Origin of the sequence: Nocardia sp. GTS18 (assembly GCF_013839555.1) — a bacterium.
Taxonomy (GTDB): Bacteria; Actinomycetota; Actinomycetes; order Mycobacteriales; family Mycobacteriaceae; genus Nocardia; species Nocardia rosealba.
On record NZ_JACBIU010000004.1, the window covers coordinates 205,202 to 224,194 of the forward strand.

General features: G+C 68.1%; 16 protein-coding genes. 9 read left to right on the plus strand and 7 right to left on the minus strand.

Annotated features, from left to right (window positions below):
- The first annotated feature begins 3 nt into the window (after window positions 1-3).
- The 5 genes from HYG95_RS07305 (at window position 4) to HYG95_RS07325 (ending at window position 4,438) form a co-directional block, all read left to right on the plus strand.
- Entirely contained in the window at window positions 4-651 is a 648-nt protein-coding gene (locus HYG95_RS07305) for an enoyl-CoA hydratase-related protein (RefSeq protein ID WP_181697226.1), read from the plus strand.
- Between the two features lie 14 nt (window positions 652-665).
- Complete coding sequence (locus tag HYG95_RS07310) at window positions 666-1,154, plus strand: hotdog fold domain-containing protein (RefSeq protein ID WP_220139157.1); 489 nt, start codon at window positions 666-668, stop codon at window positions 1,152-1,154.
- 135 nt (window positions 1,155-1,289) lie between these two features.
- Entirely contained in the window at window positions 1,290-1,883 is a 594-nt protein-coding gene (locus tag HYG95_RS07315; RefSeq protein WP_181697228.1) for a DUF308 domain-containing protein, read from the plus strand.
- Window positions 1,884-2,095: 212 nt separating this feature from the next.
- The gene (locus tag HYG95_RS07320) at window positions 2,096-3,517 is read left to right on the plus strand and encodes a three-helix bundle dimerization domain-containing protein (RefSeq protein WP_370465710.1); all 1,422 of its coding nucleotides are present in this window, start codon (window positions 2,096-2,098) and stop codon (window positions 3,515-3,517) included.
- Between the two features lie 93 nt (window positions 3,518-3,610).
- Window positions 3,611-4,438, plus strand: coding sequence for an alpha/beta fold hydrolase (locus HYG95_RS07325; RefSeq protein WP_181697229.1), 828 nt, complete (start codon window positions 3,611-3,613; stop codon window positions 4,436-4,438).
- Between the two features lie 36 nt (window positions 4,439-4,474).
- Here HYG95_RS07325 and HYG95_RS07330 read toward each other — a convergent pair whose 3' ends face one another.
- Window positions 4,475-7,729, minus strand: a complete 3,255-nt coding sequence (locus HYG95_RS07330) for a hypothetical protein (protein ID WP_181697230.1) — start codon at window positions 7,727-7,729, stop codon at window positions 4,475-4,477.
- 181 nt (window positions 7,730-7,910) lie between these two features.
- Here HYG95_RS07330 and HYG95_RS07335 point away from each other — a divergent pair, with 181 nt between their 5' ends.
- The 3 genes from HYG95_RS07335 (at window position 7,911) to HYG95_RS07345 (ending at window position 9,847) form a co-directional block, all read left to right on the plus strand.
- Window positions 7,911-9,029 (plus strand): serine hydrolase, encoded by a 1,119-nt coding sequence (locus HYG95_RS07335; RefSeq protein ID WP_181697231.1) that lies wholly within the window; start codon window positions 7,911-7,913, stop codon window positions 9,027-9,029.
- Window positions 9,030-9,090: 61 nt separating this feature from the next.
- Window positions 9,091-9,435 carry a hypothetical protein gene (locus HYG95_RS07340; RefSeq protein WP_181697232.1) on the plus strand — a complete coding sequence of 115 codons (345 nt, stop codon included), beginning with the start codon at window positions 9,091-9,093 and terminating at the stop codon, window positions 9,433-9,435.
- A 76-nt stretch (window positions 9,436-9,511) separates the two neighbouring features.
- Window positions 9,512-9,847 (plus strand): YnfA family protein, encoded by a 336-nt coding sequence (locus HYG95_RS07345; RefSeq protein ID WP_181697233.1) that lies wholly within the window; start codon window positions 9,512-9,514, stop codon window positions 9,845-9,847.
- Here the strand turns inward: HYG95_RS07345 and HYG95_RS07350 are convergent.
- From HYG95_RS07350 to HYG95_RS07360, 3 genes are read right to left on the minus strand one after another with little or no spacing between them, the layout of a single operon-like run.
- Window positions 9,840-11,234: a multicopper oxidase domain-containing protein gene (locus HYG95_RS07350; RefSeq protein WP_181697275.1), complete on the minus strand. Its 1,395-nt coding sequence runs from the start codon at window positions 11,232-11,234 to the stop codon at window positions 9,840-9,842. The genes HYG95_RS07345 and HYG95_RS07350 overlap by 8 nt on opposite strands.
- Before the next feature lie 33 nt (window positions 11,235-11,267).
- A complete protein-coding gene (locus HYG95_RS07355) occupies window positions 11,268-11,651 on the minus strand; it encodes a hypothetical protein (RefSeq protein ID WP_181697234.1) in 384 nt (127 codons plus the stop codon).
- On the minus strand, window positions 11,648-12,769 hold the full coding sequence (locus tag HYG95_RS07360; protein ID WP_181697235.1) for an amidohydrolase family protein: 1,122 nt from the start codon (window positions 12,767-12,769) through the stop codon (window positions 11,648-11,650). The genes HYG95_RS07355 and HYG95_RS07360 overlap by 4 nt, the downstream gene beginning before the upstream one ends.
- A gap of 175 nt (window positions 12,770-12,944) precedes the next feature.
- Between HYG95_RS07360 and sigJ the strand changes: the two genes are divergently transcribed.
- On the plus strand, window positions 12,945-13,844 hold the full coding sequence (sigJ, locus tag HYG95_RS07365; RefSeq protein ID WP_181697236.1) for an RNA polymerase sigma factor SigJ: 900 nt from the start codon (window positions 12,945-12,947) through the stop codon (window positions 13,842-13,844).
- Between the two features lie 41 nt (window positions 13,845-13,885).
- Here sigJ and nuoN read toward each other — a convergent pair whose 3' ends face one another.
- The 3 genes from nuoN to nuoL are packed head-to-tail and all read right to left on the minus strand — an operon-like array spanning window position 13,886 to window position 18,992.
- Window positions 13,886-15,493, minus strand: a complete 1,608-nt coding sequence (gene nuoN, locus HYG95_RS07370; RefSeq protein ID WP_370465711.1) for an NADH-quinone oxidoreductase subunit NuoN — start codon at window positions 15,491-15,493, stop codon at window positions 13,886-13,888.
- An 11-nt stretch (window positions 15,494-15,504) separates the two neighbouring features.
- A complete protein-coding gene (locus HYG95_RS07375; protein WP_181697238.1) occupies window positions 15,505-17,109 on the minus strand; it encodes an NADH-quinone oxidoreductase subunit M in 1,605 nt (534 codons plus the stop codon).
- A complete protein-coding gene (gene nuoL / locus HYG95_RS07380; RefSeq protein ID WP_181697239.1) occupies window positions 17,106-18,992 on the minus strand; it encodes an NADH-quinone oxidoreductase subunit L in 1,887 nt (628 codons plus the stop codon). The genes HYG95_RS07375 and nuoL overlap by 4 nt, the downstream gene beginning before the upstream one ends.
- Between the last annotated feature and the right edge of the window lies 1 nt (window position 18,993).

An 18,993-nucleotide genomic window follows, 5' to 3' on the forward strand; every position in this document is an offset into this window, starting at 1 on the left:
ACCATGACCGCGACAGTGCATTACGAGGACAAGATCGCCGTGCTCGCCCTCGGTGACAACGAAAACCGGTTCTCCCCGGACTGGATCGACAGCGTGAACGCCCAGCTCGACACCATCGAGCAGGAAGCGCAGGGCCTGATCACCGTCGGCAGCGGCAAGTTCTACTCCAACGGGCTCGACCTGGAATGGCTGATGGCCAACGGCGACCGAGGCGAATGGTACGTCGGCCGAGTTCAGGAACTGTTCGCCCGCATCCTCACGTTCCCGCTGCCGACCGTCGCCGCCGTCAACGGCCACGCCTTCGGCGCGGGCGCCATGCTGGCCATCGCCCACGACTTCCGGATCATGCGTGCGGACCGCGGCTACTACTGCTTCCCCGAGGTCGACATCAACATCCCCTTCACCCCCGGCATGGCCGCTCTCATCCAGGCCAAACTCGGCCCGCAGGCCGCGGTCACGGCGATGACCACCGGTCACCGCTTCTCCGGTCCGGATGCCCTCGCCGCCGGGCTCGTCGACGCCACGGCCACCGAAGCCGAGCTCGTCGCCGACTCCGCCGCCAAGCTCACCCCGATCCTCGGCAAGAACCCCGGCACTCTCGCCGCCATCAAGAACACCATGTACGCCGCCGTCACCGCGGCCCTGCGCTGAGACGAGACCGGAGGATGCCGACCATGACCACCGAGGCGGCCAGTACCAACCTCGCGCTCTGGAACACGCTGCGACGCCTGCCTTTCGGCAACTGGCTGTTCACGCAGGCGCTGTGTTTCAAAGCGCCCTACTTCCGCAGCGTGCACCCCCTGATCCAGGAGTTGCGTCCCGGACTGTGCCGGGTCACCGCACCCAACCGTCGCAGCGTCCACAACCACCTGGGCACCTACCACGCCATCGCGTCCTGCAATATGGCCGAACTCGCCGGCGGCATGATGACCGACGCGACCATCCCGGCCACCCACCGCTGGATCCCGGTCGGGATGACCGTGGAATACAAATCCAAGGCCACCACAGCCGTCACCGCCGTCGCCCACCTCGACCCGATCCCCGAATTCGGCGACGACCCCACCGAACTCGTCGTCCCGGTCGACGTCCTCGATGCCGACGCCAACGCCTTCGTCACCGCGAGGATCACCATGCACGTCTCGAGGAAGCGATAGTTCAGGACGCCGGTCCGAGGTAGCGGGCGTTGTCGGTGCGCCGCGCTGGTGGATCAGTACGCACGACGCCCGTAGGCGGCGCCACGCCACGGTGGTTGAGCCGCACCGGGGCTCCACGGGCATAGGGTGGGCGGCATGTCCTTGACCGACGGGGAGGGGCAGCACAGCGGGGGGACCCGGCAGGCGATGGTGATCGCGGGCGGGGCGTCGTTCGTGCTCGGGGTGGTGACGTTGCTGTGGCCCGGGCGCGACGAATCGACGCTGGCACTGATCTTCGGGATCGCCCTGGTGATCAGCGCGCTCGTGCAAGGGTTCCTGGCACTGTGGGCGCGGATCGGGTTCCTGCTTCGGGTGCTGGTACTGGTGAGTGCCGCCCTCACGTCGGTGCTGGCCGTGCTGGCGTTCAGTGGTGGGAACATCGAATTGCTCGCGCTGTGGATCGGGCTCGGGTGGACGGTGCGGGGGATCGTGCTCGCACTCGTCGCGGTGTGGGACGACGATCGCGCCGACAGCTGGACCGCCGAGCTCTGCGGGCTCGGCACCCTCGCGATCGGCATCACGATCATCGCCATGACCTTCAAGACCGTCACCGGCCTGGCGACGATGGCAGGCGGCGGACTGATCGTGATCGGCGTGCTCGACCTGCTCGCCGCCGGTATCGTGCGGGCCACACACACCGCCACCGCACCCGCACCGACGGTGAACACACAGGCCGTCGCCGACCGCTGACCCCGAAACCCACACCCGCAGTGCACTTTTCGCGGCGGTGGACGAACATCCGGACAACATGACGTTGCCGGAAGCGGAGCGGGTGCTGAACTCTGCGTGCCGGGCCGTTCACAGCTGGGGTAACTGTGCTGCGCGCCGGTAGCGTGGCCCGCGGCGTGCGCAGGTCGCCGCGCGCCGCGTCCGCAGCCCGAAGTATGACCAGGAGAATTGTGGTGTCGCGCGTAATCCCCGGCGTAGCTGCCGATGCCGTCGAACGTGAGAAGCAGGCCATGCGGCGCATGACCGAAAGCCTGGTCGAAGATCTGTCGGACAATGTGCCCGTCGAGCAGGTGACCTCGGCAGTCGGTGCCGCGCACACCCGCTTCGAGGGCAAGCCGATCCGGGAGTTCGTGCCGATCCTGGTGGAGCGGATCGTGCGCAACGAACTCGCCGATTCCGACCCGACCGTGCGCGTGCCCGCGCCCACCGCGCGCCCTGCCCCCACCGAACAGCCGGCCGAACCGGTCGCCGCCGAGGAGGAGCCCGCGGCGCCGTCGGTGAGCAGGCGGAAGCTCGTTTCGCTGTCGGTCGGTGCGGTCGGGGCGGTGGCGATCGTGGCCGCCGGGATGACGCTGTGGCCGAGCAGCGCCGAAAGCCCGGCCGCCGCACCGGTCGGCGCGGTCACGGTGGTGCGCGGTGTGGTCGGGTCGGAGAAGATGTCGTTCTTCGCCGACGAACGGGTCGTGCAGGTGCTCACCGACAACGGGATCCGGGTGGAGGTGCAGCCCGCGGGATCGCGGCAGATCGCCACCGAGGTGAACCTCGACAGCTTCGATTTCGCGTTTCCGTCGAGCAAGCCCGCCGCCGAACGCATTCAGCGGTTGCGCAACGTCACGGCCGGGTACACGCCGTTCTCCTCGCCGATCGCGATCGCCACCTACCGGCCGATCGCCGACCTGCTCACCGCGGCAGGCGTGATCAAGCCCGGCCCCGTTGCGACCTTCGACATGCAGCGCTACCTCGAGCTCACCGCCCAGGGTGTGCAGTGGGACGACCTGCCCGGCAACACGACCTACCCGGTGGCCAAGAACATCCTGGTCTCCACCACCGACCCGCGTACCTCGAACTCCGCCGCGATGTACATGGCGATCGCCGGCTATGTGGCCAACGATCACACCATCGTGCGCGGCGGCACCGCCGAACAGCATGTGCTGCCGACGCTGTCGAAACTGTTCCTCGCCCAGGGCTACACCGACAACAGCAGCGAAGGGCCCTTCACCCAGTACCTGACCAACGGGATGGGGCCGACGCCGATGGTGTGCATCTACGAGGCCCAGTTCGTCGAGGCCGCGGGGCAGGGACGCATCACCGACGACATGGTTCTCGCCTATCCGACACCGACTGTGCTGTCGAGCCACACGCTGGTCCCGTTCACCGATACCGGCGACCGTATCGGCAAGCTGCTCACCGAGAACGCCGAACTGCGCCGTCTCGCCGCCGAACACGGTTTCCGCACGGGCGACAACGCGCAGTTCACCGCCGTGGCCGCCGAGCGCAAGGTGCCGGTTCCCGCCGACCTGATCGACGTGGTCGACGTGCCCGCGTACGAGACGCTCGAGAACCTGCTCGACGGGGTGGCGAAGTCCTACAACTGAGTTCACAAAAGTTTTTCGCGGGCAGCGATGAGTTCTGGCGGCGGGCACCGTCTTTATGGGTGCTACCTGTAGGCCGAGATCCGGGAGAGGCTCATGACCGCCAGTTCCGCCGTCACCACCGGCACCCTCGTGGTGCCTGATGCCCGTTTGTACTACGAGGTCAGGGGGTCGGGACCGCTGATGGTGCTCGTCGGCGCACCGATGAACGCCGCCGCGTTCGCCCCGCTGGCCGAGCAGCTCGCCACCACCAACACGGTCCTCACCACCGACCCGCGCGGCCACAACGCCAGCTCCCTGAACGACCCGGATCAGGACTCCACCGTCGCGGCCCGCGCCGACGACCTGGCCCGGCTCGTCACCCATCTCGACGCGGGCCCGGCGGTGGTGTTCGGTTCCAGCGGCGGCGCCGTGTCCGCGCTCGCCCTGGCCCAGAATCACCCCGACCTGGTCACCACGGTCGTCGCCCACGAACCCCCGCTGCGCGAACTGCTCCCCGACGCCGACGCTCAGCGGGCCCGTACCGACGACATCATCGCCACCTACACCGACGGCGATGTGCTCGGCGCGTGGCGGAAGTTCTTCGCCCAAGCCGACATTCCGATTCCCGACCCGGTCCTCGAGCAGATGTTCGGCGCCGAGCGCGACCCGCGCCAGGTGGCGAGCGAACGCTACTGGCTCATCCACGAACTGCGCCACACCACCGCATGGGTGCCCGATCCGCCCCTGCTCCGCACGATCCCCACCCGCGTCATCGTCGGTATCGGCACCGACTCCACCGGCCAGCTCTGCGACCGCACCGCCCGCCAACTGGCCTCGGCGCTCGGCGTCGACCCGGTCCTGTTCCCCGGCGACCACACCGGATTCGTCAACGAACCAGCCACTTTCGCCGCCCGCCTGCAAGAAGTGCTCGACGAGCCGTGAGCACGGTTGCTCACCCGAATGAGCCTCGTTTCGTGGCTACTCCGGAGCCATGAAGACAGTGTGGGCGGTACGACGGACATCGGGGTCGGGGTGGGCGCGCAATGCTGTCAGCAATCGAGCCCACTCCGGTGACCAGCCGAACTTTCCTGCGTAGCGGTCGACGATGGCGAGTGCGGCCAATGCGGTGGAAGGTGCTTGGCTGCGGGCGAGTTCGGTGCTGATCGTGAGAAACGTCGTCGGTGGAGTGGTGTCGAGTTCGGAGTTGAGCCGTTGGCCGAGGTGATGGGCCGGTCGGGTGATCAGGGCTCCGGTGGCATAGCGGGCGACCTCGTCGAGGGTCGTGAGGACACCGGCGGGGTCGGTCCAGCGGATTGCCACCACGGTCAGTTCGATGACCTGGTCGTGCCAGATCGGGTCGTCGGCCAATGCGGCGACGACCGGCGCGGAGAACGCACGCGGGCTCGTGGGGTGGTTGCGGACGACCGTCATGAACCAGTGCAGCAACTTCGTAAGACGTTGGTGCGCGGCGATATCCCGGTCGACGGCGCTGAAATCGGAGCTGCGCAATCTGCGGACGGCCTCGATCACCGCCGCCGGGTCGCCGTCGGTTCGGACACCCGCCAACAGGGCGCGCATCGCGGCTACCCAGGTGCCGATCGATTCGAGGTCGGTGAGCCGGTCGACGATCACCTCGCGGGTGCCCGGCGCCCACCAACGCTGCCACGAACCCAGTGCGTTGAGCGCGGCGGCGGCCACGCGTGGGTCGTCAGCGGCGGCCAGGTCGCGTACGAGCGCCGCGAACCGTTGCCGCTGCGGGACCGGTAGCAAGGCGGGGCCGATGTCGAGGACGGCGCCTGCTACCTCGAGATCGGCTGCGGCGTCGTCGAGCAGTGCCCACGTCTGGTCGTGGTCGAGGAGGAAACGGGTGGCGAACACGGCCGCGCGTCGCACGTCGCGGTGCGCATCGGGACGGGTAACGAGCCCGGCGATGATCGGCAACGCGTCAGGGGCCCGCAATTCGGCGAGGAGCCGGATCGCTTCCTTGCGCGCGGTGATCTTCGGCGACTCGAGCAGCGGTGCGACGGTTCTCGACAACCGAGCCGGTGCTATCCACTTCGCGCAGGTGGCGATACTGCTCACCGCGACGCGGGCGCGATCGTCGCCCACATGCCGGGCCAGGACGCTGATGGCGGCTGCCGGCTCGTCGCTGGTGCCGAGTGCGGTGAGCGCGGCCTCGGCATCGACGAGTTCGCCGTTGTCGACGAACCACGTCACCCGAGCGAGACTGCCGGGCAGACGGCCGAGTTGGCGGATCGCCGAGGCTCGCTCGTACGGCGTGGTCTTGCGGCCGCGTGCGTAGTCGTAGAGCAGTCGGGCGTAGCGGTCGATGTGGTGCGGTGACCACCGGTGGAACCCGGTGACGAACATCGGCACGAACACCACTTTCCCCGACAGGAACCGGCCAGGTGTCCTGGTGTTGAGCAGGGTGTCGAGCAGATCGGTGCGGCGCTCGCCGATCAGCGACTGGACCAGCGGCAGTGTGATCAGGGAACGATCGCGGGCGAGCAGTTCGTCGAGGTGGGTGTCGCGGGTGGCCGGTGCGGCGAGTGCGAGCCGAACAGCCTGGCGGACAGTCGTGTCCGAGGACGCGGAACAGGCGCGCAGGATCAGCCGTTGGAGTTCGGGCAGGTCGAAGGCGCGGTGTTCGAGCCCGTCGGCCAAACTCAGGCACAGTCCCCAGCGTTCCCGCTCCGCAGCGGATTCGAGCCGGGGGAGCAGCGTCGTGAGAATCCGCTGTTCGGCCCCGCGGGGCAGATTGCGGTGCAATCCGGACAGATTCGGGTGGATCGACAGGTCGGCGAGCCTGCCCATGATGCGGAGCGCGGCCTCGGTGAACGCCGGTTCGGAGGTGATACCGCCGTGCAGCAGCAGTGTGCGCGCGAGGGTGCCGACCGCGTTCGAGGTATTCCACGATCGGTCGCGTGCTTGCAGTGCGTCGGTGGCGAGTCGCTCGATGCCTGGCAGGTGGTCGGTGGTGAACAGCGACATCGGGATGTCGGCGACCGCGCCGAGTGCGCTGGTTCGGACCGGATCCTGTTCGTTGCGCAACCGCGTCAACAGGGACAGCAGTTCGGTGATGACCGATGGATCGCGACTTCCCACCGCCGCCGTGACGAGTTGCGGGTAGGCGGTGGCACGCTCGTCGGCGGTCGGGCGCCGGATGGCTGCGGTCAGCGGCGGTTCGGCTTCCGCCCAGGTGAGTCGTGCGGTGAGCCTGTCGGTGACATCCGGTATGTCGGTGCCGCCGGGCCGGGACAGGAGTTCGCGGGCGATCGCTGCCCGAGCTGGACCGGGAATCATGTCGAGCAGGGCGAGATCCACCGTTGCGGGCGCCGAGCCCGGCCGCGCGAGGTCGGCTCCGGCGATCGCGGCGCGTCGCGACGGTGGAAGTGCGCGCAGGAATTCGCGCTTCGACCGGGTGCCGAGATATGCCTGGCGCAGTTCGTCGTCGGACAGCGATCGCATTGCCCGCCACAACGCGGGGCCGGCCAGCGCGCGGCCGTTCCCGCTCGGATGCAGCATCAGTCGATGAACTGCGCGCGGGTCGTGGCGTGCGAGTTTTCCGACGACCGGGTTCAGTGTTGTCACCGGGACGAAATCGATGGCTGCCGCGGCCAGGGCGAGCAATCGGTCGGGTGCGTAATCCGCCGCGGCGACCGGGCTCGCGGTGACCCATGCCCACAGTTCTCGCCACTCGGCGCGGTCCGCTTGCCCTGACCGTGCCTCGACGAAATCGAAGACGACACCGATGTGCTTGCTGGACAAGGTAGTCCGGTTCGCTACCGCATACGCGAGCGTCGGCAGCCATTCGGTGACCACATCGGGCGAACACGAAGGCAGGACCCGTGCCGCCTCCGCGTCCCCGTACAACGTCCGTAGCGTGGGAATCAGCGCATCCGCGATTTCCCGGCGGTCACCGCGCGCGAGCGCCCGGCGGATGCTCTTGCGGGTTCGTTGTGCGGCGTCCGGCAATCTGTCGACGACCACCGCGGGATCGACCCCGAGGCGGATCAATCCCGTCAGAGCGCGGGACGCGATCTCCTGATCCGCCGAATCAAGCTGTGCCAGAAGATAATCGCGCTGCTCACCGACGACCGCCAGAAGACTCGCCGTCCGCGCCCCGGCACGACCCCGCGCCGCCATCTCGTCGAGCAGCCTCGTCGACTCGGCGGTCCCGGCCGAGCGTCGAGCTTCGACCGCCAACGTCCGCATCCGCTGCCGCACGGACATCCCCGCAACTTCGTCCGCCAAGATTCTCCCCTTACCCTTCATGCCGCCCACCGTATCCGCCGGGAACACGGGTCTTCGTCTATACCGCCTGCTGACACCTCCCCGGGGGTACGGCAGTCTGACAGCAGGGTAGTACCGCAGTCCAATGTGCCTGTGTGCCACGGCTTTCTACTGTCTGCTCATGCTGACACGTACGTTGATCCTGCCGATCTGCACCATCGCCTTGTTGCTGACGAGCTGTACTACGAGCTCCGCGGAGGCGCCCGCCGTCGCGCCCGCACGGCTGGACTCGGTGCGGGCAGACCTTGCCGGATTGGTGCAGTCCGGAGCCGTCGGCGCCGTCGCGACCCTGACCGACAACGGTGCGACGGCGGTGATGAGCGCCGGGGTCGCCGATCTCGTCGAGGGCGCACCGATTCCTGATGATCGACCGCATTACGTGCGGGTCGGCAGCATCACCAAGACGTTCACGGCGGCGGTGGTCTTGCAGTTGGTCGCCGAGGGGTGGGTGGTGCTGGATGCGCCGGTGGAGAAGTACCTGCCGGGTTTGCTTCGTGGTGACGGCGTGGACGGGCAGGCGATCACGGTTCGTCAGCTCCTCGGTCACCGCAGCGGATTGCCGGTTCCGCGTTCGTTCGAACTGACGGAGCACCAGGCGGCCGTCGTCGGCCGCACCTTCACACCGGAGGAGGAGATGGCGATCATCCTGCAGTCGCCCGCCGAGTCGGCCCCCGGCACCCGCTTCCAGTACAACAACACCAACTACCTGGTAGCGGGGATGCTGATCGAGGCCGTCACCGGTCGCTCGTACGCCACCGAGCTCGCCGACCGCATCATCACCCCGCTCGGCCTGACGCACACCTACCTGCCCGCCACCGGCGAAACCGGTCTGCGCCGACCCCACCTGTCCGGCTACACCACGGTCGACGGAAACGTCACCGACGAAACCCTCATGGAACCGTCCCTGCCGTGGGCCTCGGGCGCCCTGGTCAGTACCGGCGCCGACCTGAACCGCTTCTACCTCGCACTGGTGTCGGGCCAGGTGGTTCCGCCCGCCCAGTTGCGCGACATGCTCGACGGCGTCGACATGGGCGAAGGCAACGGAATGTCCTACGGACTCGGCATCGGCTACGCCCAGCTCCCTTGCGGCACCCGCTTCGTCGGCCATAACGGCAACGTCCGCGGCTTCAGCGCCCTCGCAGGCGCCACCACCGCGGGCCGCGCCTTCACCTACTCCTACACCGGCACCCCGGCCGCCACGGGCATGGGCGCCTGGCTCACCAGCGGGCTCTGCGGCTGACCACTCGCAACGCTCGGCGAAGGTTGTTTCCGGTACCGCGGTACCGGGTTACCGTCGAAGAATGCAGCTTCAACCAGATCAGGGCGAGTGGGTGTCTCCGGCGTGCACCCTGCCCACGGCGGAGCAACCGATCCGGGTCGCCGAGTTCGACCAGCTTTTCCGCAGCTCTGCACGCACAATCCGACGTCGCGATCGGACGCGGCTCGACGTGGTCCTCGATCCGGGTGCCGAGGCGGTGGCGCGCGAGCTGGCCGGGCGTGAGAGCCGCTGCTGCTCGTTCTTCACCTTCGACTTCGCTGCCGAGGAGGAGGGTTTGATGATGGGAGTCGGTGTTCCGGCGAACCACGTCGATGTACTCGACGCCTTCGCCTCACGCGCCTCGGCCGCGATCGGGGCGGCCGGGTGAGCTCTGCGCGGACCGGCTTACTCGCATTCGCTGCAACCTCGTCACCGTCGCGGATCGGTATTCGGGATGTGCGCCCATGACCGTGTTGCGTTCCATCCTGCTGTTCGCCCTGGCCGCCGTTGCCGAGATCGGCGGCGCCTGGCTGGTCTGGCAGGGCGTGCGCGAACACAAGGGTGTGGCCTGGATCGGCGCCGGAGTCATCGCCCTCGGCCTCTACGGTTTCGTCGCCACACTGCAACCCGACGCCGATTTCGGGCGGATCCTGGCCGCCTACGGCGGGGTGTTCGTCGCCGGATCCCTGCTCTGGGGCATGGCATTGGACGGCTTCCGCCCCGACCGCTGGGACATGATCGGGGCGACAATCTGCCTGCTCGGCGTCGCGATCATCATGTACGCCCCGCGTCCTACCTGACCACGAAATCTCCCATCATCGCCATGTCCTCGTGCTCGAGGTTGTGGCAGTGCAGCATGAACGGGCCCGGATAGTCGGTGAAGCGGACCGCGACTTCCACGGCTTCGGCGGGACGGACGTCGACGGTGTCCTTCCAGCCCGCATCGAAGGGCCCAGGCGGGCGGTTGTTACGGGAGACGACCTGGAACGGGTCGAGATGGACATGGACGGGATGGTGGACATCGGTGATGAAACGCCAGATCTCGACGGTGTCGAGACGCGGATCCGCCAGTGCGCGGCCGGGTTCGTACGGCCTGCCGTTGACGGACCAGCCGCCCGGGCCGAGCTGGAACAGGAAGGTGCGCTCGGCGACTGCGGTCGCCGGGTCGAGGTGTTCGATCGGGGCCAGGCGGTCCGGGACGGCGGTGTCGTCGTGCAGCGTGGGGCCGGTGATGTCGAAGCGGAGGATGTCGGCGGCCGGGCCGGTGCCGAAAGTGTTGCGGAGACGCACCGACGTGCCGGGCGGGTACGCGGCGAAATCGATGACCACATCGAAACGTTCGCCGGGGGAGATGTCGATGTGGTCGTGCGGCAGTGGACGATCCAGAAGGCCACCGTCGCTGCCGATCTGCACGAAAGGCTCTGCGCTGGAACCGGGTTCGAGTGTCAGCCGGTAGCGGCGCGCGTTCGATCCGTTGAGCAGCCGGAACCGGTATCGCACCGGTGACACCTCGAGCCGTGGCCACGGTGCACCGTTGACCAGGACCACATCGCCGAGCACACCGTTCATGTAGCGATCGGTGACCCCGGGGGTGTGCAGGTCGGGGTCGATCAGCGGATAGGCGAACGAACCGTCTTCGGCGAAGGAACGGTCGCAGATGAACAGCGGAATGTCACGGTCGCCGCGGGGCAGCGGCAAGGAATCCTCTATCTCGTCGCCGACGAGGTGGAAACCGGCCAAGCCCCGCCACACGGCGGGACCGGTGAAACTGTGCCGGTGATCGTGATACCACAGCGACGCGGCGCGTTGCCGGTTCGGATACAGGTAGGTGCGTTCCCCGTAGGCGAGGTTGCCGGTGGTCGCCGCGGCACCGTGGCCGTGGGCGCTGTGCCGCGGCGCCGCCGTTGCCCCGACCGGCAGGATCGCATCCATCGGGTACCCGTCGCTGTCGGCGGGGGTGTGTCCGCCGTGCAGGTGCACCACCGTCGGGTGCGGCAGTTCATTGCGGTGCCGCACCGAGGTCGCCCGACCCGACCGTGCCCGGATCGTCGGTCCGGGGAAACTGCCGTGATAGGTCCACGCCTCGGTGCGTACGCCGGGCAGGATGTCGAGTTGCGCTGTGCGCTGGGTGATCTCGTAGTAGTCGGTGTTCGCGTCGGACCGGATCGGCGCCAGTTCCGGGGGAATCGGGAGCCGCGCCCGGAACGCGTCTGCTGATGCTCATCGCCGCCACCGCCACGCCCAGCTCACCTGCAGCGCGGTGCCGATCGACAAGGCGACGGCGAGGGGAATGTGCACGGCGAGCACCCGTTCCTCACCGAGCGGGATCAGCGCCGCCGCGATCAGCAACTGGATCACCGCGGTGCGCACCGGCCACGCCGGGCCACTGCCCTTGCGCCACAACAACACCGATGCGACCACCTGCACCAGGAACACCACCCCGACCAGCCCACCGTTGCGGCTGTGCATCGCCAAGGCCTCGAAATGCCCGGCCAGAAACCCGCCGGCCAGTGCCGCCTGAGCGAACACCAGCGCGGCGGCGACGGTCACCGTCGCCCGAAACACCGCCACCGGCCACCGGGGGTGCGCGATCGCCGCGGTCACCGGCGGACCTGCCGCACACCACGGCGCCACACGTCGGCGATGGCGCCGGTGGCGGTGATATCGGTGGTCGGGTCGCCCTCGACGAGCAGCAGGTCGGCCCGCGAACCGGGCACGATCCGACCACGATCGGCCAACCCGAACCGATCCGCCGGTCCGCTGGTCGCCGCCGCCAGCACCTCCAGCGGAGACAACCCGATCTCGCTCAGCAAGACCAGTTCCCGATGCAAGCTCGCACCATGAGTGGGCGCGAACGGATTGGCATCAGTGCCCGCGAGAAGCGGCGCACCTGCGCGAAACAGCGCCCGGGCCACCCGCAGAGCGTCCTCGAAAGAACCCGGGCGCGCACAATCCGCCGCGTTCTCGTGGTGGTCGCCGAGGGCTTCGAAGTAGACCAGTGTGCTCACCACGAAGACGTTCTCGGCGGCCACCCGCTCGACCAGGTCGGCGGTGTGCGGCGAGATGTCGGTCCAGACGTGAGCCAGCCCGTCGACGCCCGCGTCCAGCGCGATGCGCACCTCACCCTCGGTGATCGCGTGCGCGATGACCCGCAAACCCGCCCGATGCGCCTGCTCGGTCAGGGCGGTCGCGGTCGCGGCGGACAGCACCGGCAGCTCGGCCCCGTGCACGGCGCCGTCGTCGACGACGATCTTCAGGTAGTCCGCGCCTTCCGCCAGCCTGGCCCGCACGAAGTCCGCGGCCTGTTCGGGGCCGGAGATGGTGTCGAACGGTGCGAGTCCGAGTTCGGCGACACCGGGCGCGGCGAGCAGCTGACTGGGGTGACCGCCCGGCGCGGTGGCCAGTGTGCCTGCGCTGAGGAAGTCGGCCACATCGTCACGGGTGGTGGCCAGCGCGCGTTGGGCGAGCAGCACCTCGGGCAGGCAGAACATGTCGAGTTCGGTCGTCACTCCGAAGGTGAGCGCGCGGGCCAGGTCTCCGTCGAAGATGTGGGTGTGGCAGTCGATCAAACCCGGAAGCAAGGTGCGACCTGTGCCGTCGACCTCCACCTCGGCCGGGGCGTGATCGTCGACCACGATGCGGTCGTCCTCGATGAGCACGCTGGTGTGCTCGACGCTCCGCTCGCCGTCGAAAACCCGGACATCACTGATTCGAGTACGCATGGAACCTCCTTGGTGGAAAACGGATTCGCCGACGAAGAGGCAGCCGTGCCGCCGAATGTGACGAGCACGCCAGATTTCTGTGCGATGGATCACAGATTCCGAGGCGGCTGTCACACTTCGGCGGTCCGGCCACCTCTTCGTGGGAAGACCTGTTTCCGTTGGACCGGAGGACACCATGACCGCTGACATCGACAACGCCACCGAGCTGTTCGTCGGCTACCGCGAACTGCTGTTCTCGGTGGTCTACAACATGCTCGGCAGTGTCGCCGACACCGAGGACGTGCTGCAGGAAGTGTGGTTGGCCTGGCAGTCCCGGTCGGTCGGCAGCAGCGAACCCGTCGACAACCCCCGCGCCTACCTCACCCGGATGGCGGTGAACCAGGCCCTCGCCCGCCGCGCCACGCTGAGCCGGCGCCGCGAAGACTATGTGGGGCAATGGCTTCCGGAACCGTTGCTCGACGGTGAGCCCGACGGGGCGACAACCGTGGAACGCACCGAAGCGTTCTCGATGGCGATGCTTGTCGTCCTGGAATCGCTGACTCCGCTCGAGCGGGCCGTCTTCGTCCTCAACGAGGTGTTCGCCTATCCGCACACCGAGATCGCCGAGATGGTCGACCGTTCACCCGCCGCCGTCCGGCAGATCGCTCATCGCGCTCGCGCGCACGTTCGGGCGCGGCGTCCCCGAACCCAGGTCGACCCGCGCGTCTGCCGGGCGGTCACCGAACGTTTCGTTGCCGCGGCCATGGGCGGTGACCTCGAAGAGCTCCTGGCGATCCTCTCACCGGAGGTCACCTTGTGGACCGACGGCGGCGGCACCGGACCGGCGACGAGCTTGCGGCCGGTGCACGGCCAGACCGCCGTCGCCGCGGTCTTCATGGCCGTCGCCGCGGCCGGGCTCGACGGCTATCGCGTGGGTTGGCGCACGGTCAGTGGTGACCCGTGCGCCGTCGTCTTCGACGGTGACGCGCCCCTGGCGGTGGTGGTACTGGATGTCGCCACCGACGACACCGTGATCGGGATCTATTCGGTCACCAACCCCGAAAAGCTCACCCACTTGCACAAACTCACCCGCTGAGAGGTCGGCACTCCCGAGTGAAGCACGCTTCGATCCGCTACTCAGCGGATGAAGTGGGCTGCCCGTTCTGCCAGGTCGAGAACGGGCTGGGGGAACAGGCCGAGCAGCACGGTCGCGCCCGCGGTGAAGGCGACGACGAGGACGGTCGCGAACGGCGACGTCGCGGTCGGGGCGTCGGCGGGCGGATCGGTGAAGAACATCAGCACGATGACGCGGACGTAGAAGAACGCCGCGATGGCGCTGCACACGACACCGATGACGACCAGGAAGATGTAACCGGCACCGGAAGCGGCGGCGAATACCGCGAACTTGCTGACGAATCCGCTGGTCAACGGAAGACCGGCGAACGACAGCAGCAGCAGCGCGAAAACCGAGGCCAGCCAGGGGGACCGCTTACCGAGACCGGCCCACTGCGACATGGCGGTCGCCTCGTCGCCGGAACCGTCGCGCACCAGACTGACCACCGCGAACGCACCGACGGTGCCGAGACCGTAGGCCAGCAGATAGAACATCACCGCCGCCAGGCCCGCGGAATCGGCGGCGGTCATGCCGACGAGCAGGAACCCGGCGTGCGCGATGGAGGAGTAGGCGAGCATCCGCTTCACATCGGTCTGGGTGACCGCCATGACCGCGCCGACCACCATCGTCGCCACCGCGACGGCGGCGAGCACGGGCCGCCAATCATCGCTGAGCGCACCGGTTCCCACCATCAGCACCCGCATGGTCGCCCCGACCGCGGCGATCTTGGTCGCCGCCGCCATGAACGCGGTGATCGGGGTCGGCGCGCCCTGATACACGTCGGGCACCCACGCCTGGAACGGCACGGCACCGATCTTGAACAGCAGACCAACGGCCAGCATCGCGATCCCGAGCAGGGCGAGAGTGGCATCGTCGCCCTGCTTGTCCAGTGCCGCACCGATTTCCGGCAGCGAGACGGTGCCGGTCTGCCCGTAGAGCAGGGCGACACCGTAGAGGAAGAACGCGGAGGAGAAGGCGCCGAGCAGGAAGTACTTCAGCGCCGCTTCCTGCGACAGCAACCGCCTGCGCCGGGCGAGTCCGCACAGCAGATACAGCGGCAGCGACAGCACCTCGAGCGCGACGAACATGGTGAGCAGATCGTTGGACGCGGGAAACAGCAGCAACCCGCCGAGGGCGAGCATGGTCAGCGGGAAGACCTCGGTGGTCGAGACGCCCGCCCGCACGGCGGCGAGTTCGTTGGCGCTGCCCGGCACCGACGATGCCTGGGGGGTGAAGGCGTCGACGCCGCGTTCGAGGACGGCGGCGGCCCGGCTCCAGGTGCCCGGTCCGCTGCGCACGCGCCGTACCGCACCGCGCTCGGCGATCAGCAGCAGTCCGAGCAGACCGATCACGAGAATGGTGCCCTGTAGGAACAAGGTGACGCCGTCGATCGCGACGGCGCCGACCACGGCGGTGGCCTCGGTGCCGGCGAGCAGTACCACAGCGACCAGTGCGGCGAGCACACCGGCGATGCCGAGCACCACATGGGTGCCGTACCGGTAGGCGCGGGGCGCGAACGCCTCGACCAGCACACCGACGACGCCGACGGCGAACACGATCAGCATCGGTGCGAGCAGGTGGTATTCGATGCTCGGCGCGGTCAGCGGGGCCGCGAGCTCGTTGATGGTCACGGAGTCCGTCCTCATTTGTGTCCGCCGGTGGGTGCTGCTTCGGGAGCGGGGACCTTCGGCGCCGGATCCTGCTTACCGATGGTCGACAAGGTCTGTCCCACAGCGGGATTCACCAGATCGAGCATCGGCTTCGGGTACAGGCCGAGCACCAGCAGGGCAACGAGCAGTGGGACGACCACGGCGAGTTCGCGTGGCACCAAATCGCGCAGGTTCTCGTTGCCCTCCCGCAGCGGGCCGGTCATCAGTCGCTGGTAGAGCCACAGCACGTAGATCGCGGCAAGGACAAGCGCACCGGTCGCCACGACCGCGGCCACTTCGTATCGGCTGAATGTGCCGACCAGCACCAGGAATTCGCTGACGAACGGAGCGAGTCCGGGCAGCGACAGCGTCGCGAGTCCGGCGATGAAGAACGTGCCCGCCAGCACGGGGGCGACCTTCTGCACGCCGCCGAAATCGGCGATCATCCGGCTGCCGCGCCTGCTGACGAGGAATCCGGCGATGAGGAACAGTGCGGCCGTGGACAGTCCGTGGTTCACCATGTACAGCGTGGCACCGGACTGGGCCTGGGAGGTCATGGCGAAGATGCCGAGGATGATGAACCCGAAGTGCGAGATGGAGGTGTAGGCGATGAGGCGCATCACGTCGGTCTGCCCGATCGCGAGCAGCGCACCGTAGAGCACACCGATCACCGCGAGGGTGATGACGAGCGGGGCGAAGGTGTCGGAGGCGAGGGGGAACAGCAGCAGGCAGTAGCGCAGCATGCCGAAGGTGCCGACCTTGTCGACCACCGCCATCATCAGCACCGCGCTCGACGGGGTGGCCGACACGGCGGCATCGGGCAGCCAGGTGTGCAGCGGCCACAGGGGAGCCTTCACCGCGAAGGCGAACATGAACCCGAGGAACAGGGCGTTCAAGACCGCCGTACTACCGCCGAGCTCGCCGTTGTTGGCCGCTTCGACCACCACCCGCAGATCGAAGGTGCCCGCCGAGCCCTCACCGAGACCGGCGCGGGCGGTAAGCACGTACAACCCGATCACCGCGGCCAGCATGATCAACCCACCGAACAGGTTGTACAGCAGGAACTTCACCGCCGCGCGCGAGCGTTGCGCGCGTACGGCGGCGTCGGTGGTCCGGGCGCCGAAGCCGCCGATGAGGAAGTACATCGGGATCAGCATGGCTTCGAAGAAGATGTAGAACAGCAGGATGTCGAGGGCGAGGAACGAGATCAGCACCATCGACTCGACCAGCAGCATCAACGCCATGTACAGGTGGGCGTTCTTGCGGCCGTCGCCGCTGTCGTCGTTCCAGCCCGCCAGGATCAGCAGCGGCACGAGCAGCGCGGTGAGCAGTACCAGGGCGGTGGCGATGCCGTCGAGGCCGAGGGTGTAACCCACGCCGAACGCCGGGATCCACTCGTGGGATTCGACGAATTGGTACTGCTCACCGCCGGGCTGGAACTTCGCGGTCAGTACGACGGCGAGCACGAACACACCGAACGACACCGCGAAGGCGAGTGCGCGGGCCAGGGTGCGCTGGGCGGCGGGGACCGCGAGCACCGCGACGGCACCGATCGCGGGGGCGAGCCAGAGCGTCGTCAGCCAGGGAAACGAGTTCACCAGAACCTCACCGCGAGCAGGGCAGCGGCCACCAGGGCCGCGCCGGTGAACATGGACAGGGCATACGAGCGGACGAAACCTGTTTGCACGCACCGGGTTCGGGCCGACAGCCCGCCGATGGCGGCAGCCGTGCCGTTGACGATTCCGTCGACACCCTTGGCATCGACGAATACCAGCGCCCGGGTGAGGTAGCGGCCGGGACGTTCGAACGCCGCTTCGTTGACGGCATCACCGTAGAGATCCTTGCGCGCGGCGCGGGTGAGCACGGTGACCGGCTCCGGCGCGACCTCGGGTACCGCCGACTCGGCGTACTTGCGGTAGGCCACGGCGACACCGATCGCGACCACCGTCAACGCGAGTCCGGTGACGACGATGGGCGGGACGACGGGTTCGGCGTGGTGCGAGCCGACGACGGGTTCGAGCCAGTGCACCAGCGACGAACCCCACACGAACAGTCCACCGGCGAACACGGATCCGAGGGCGAGCAGGATCATCGGCCCGGTCATCACCGCGGGGGATTCGTGCGGGTGGGTGTCGGGTTTCCAACGGCGTTCACCGAAGAACGTCATCAGCATGACGCGGGTCATGTAGAACGCGGTGAGCCCGGCGCCGAGCAGGGTGACCACCCCGAGCAGGACACCGGTGGTGCCGCCGTGGTCGAAGGCGGCCTCGATGATCTTGTCCTTGGAGAAGAAGCCCGACAGTGGTGGCACGCCGATGATCGCCAGGTAGCCGAGCCCGAAGGTGACGAAGGTGATCGGCATCAGGGTGCGAAGTCCGCCGTAGCGGCGCATATCGGTTTCGTCGTTCATCGCGTGCATCACCGAGCCGGCACCGAGGAACAACCCGGCTTTGAAGAAGCCGTGGGTGAGCAGGTGCATGATCGCGAAGGCATAGCCGGCCGGGCCGAGACCGACGGCGAGGATCATGTAGCCGATCTGGCTCATCGTCGAGGCGGCCAGGGCCTTCTTGATGTCGTCCTTGGCGCAGCCGATGATCGCGCCGAACAGCAACGTCACCGCGCCGACGGCGAGCACCGCTGCCTGCGCGCCGGGGGCGAGATCGTAGACCGGGTTGGCGCGCGCGATCAGGTACACACCGGCGGTGACCATGGTCGCGGCGTGGATGAGCGCCGACACCGGCGTCGGGCCTTCCATCGCGTCACCGAGCCAGGACTGCAGTGGCACCTGCGCGGATTTACCGCACGCGGCGAGCAGCAACATCAACCCGATCACGGTGAGCGTGGCCTCGCTCGCACCCGGTGCGGCCGCGAACACGGTGCGGAAATCGAACGAACCGAAGGTCGCGAACATGACCATCATGGCGATGGCCAGACCCATGTCACCGACTCGGTTCACCACGAACGCCTTCTTGGCCGCTGTTGCGGCGGAAGGCTTTTCGTACCAGAACCCGATCAGCAGGTACGACGCCAGACCCACGCCTTCCCAGCCGAGGTAGAGCACGAGGAAGTTGTCGGCCAGGACGAGCACGAGCATGGCAGCCAGGAACAGGTTGAGGTAGCCGAAGAAGCGGCGCCTGCCCGGATCGTGGCTCATGTAGCCGATCGAATAGAGGTGGATCAGGGAGCCGACGCCGGTGATGAGCAGCGCGAAGCAGATCGACAGCTGATCGAGTTGCAGCCCGAAGGCGACCTGCATCTGCGCCACCGGCACCCAGGTGAACAGTTCCAGATGCTGGGCGCGGTCGGCGTCGGCGCGACCGAGCATGGCGACGAACGCGACGACCGCGACGACGAACGAACCGAGCGCGGCGGCCGTACCGAGGTAGTGCCCCCAGCCGTCGGCGCGGCGCCCGAGCAACAGCAGAACGATCGCGCCGACCAGGGGGATCGCGGGCAGCAGCCACAACGTTGCGGTACCCATG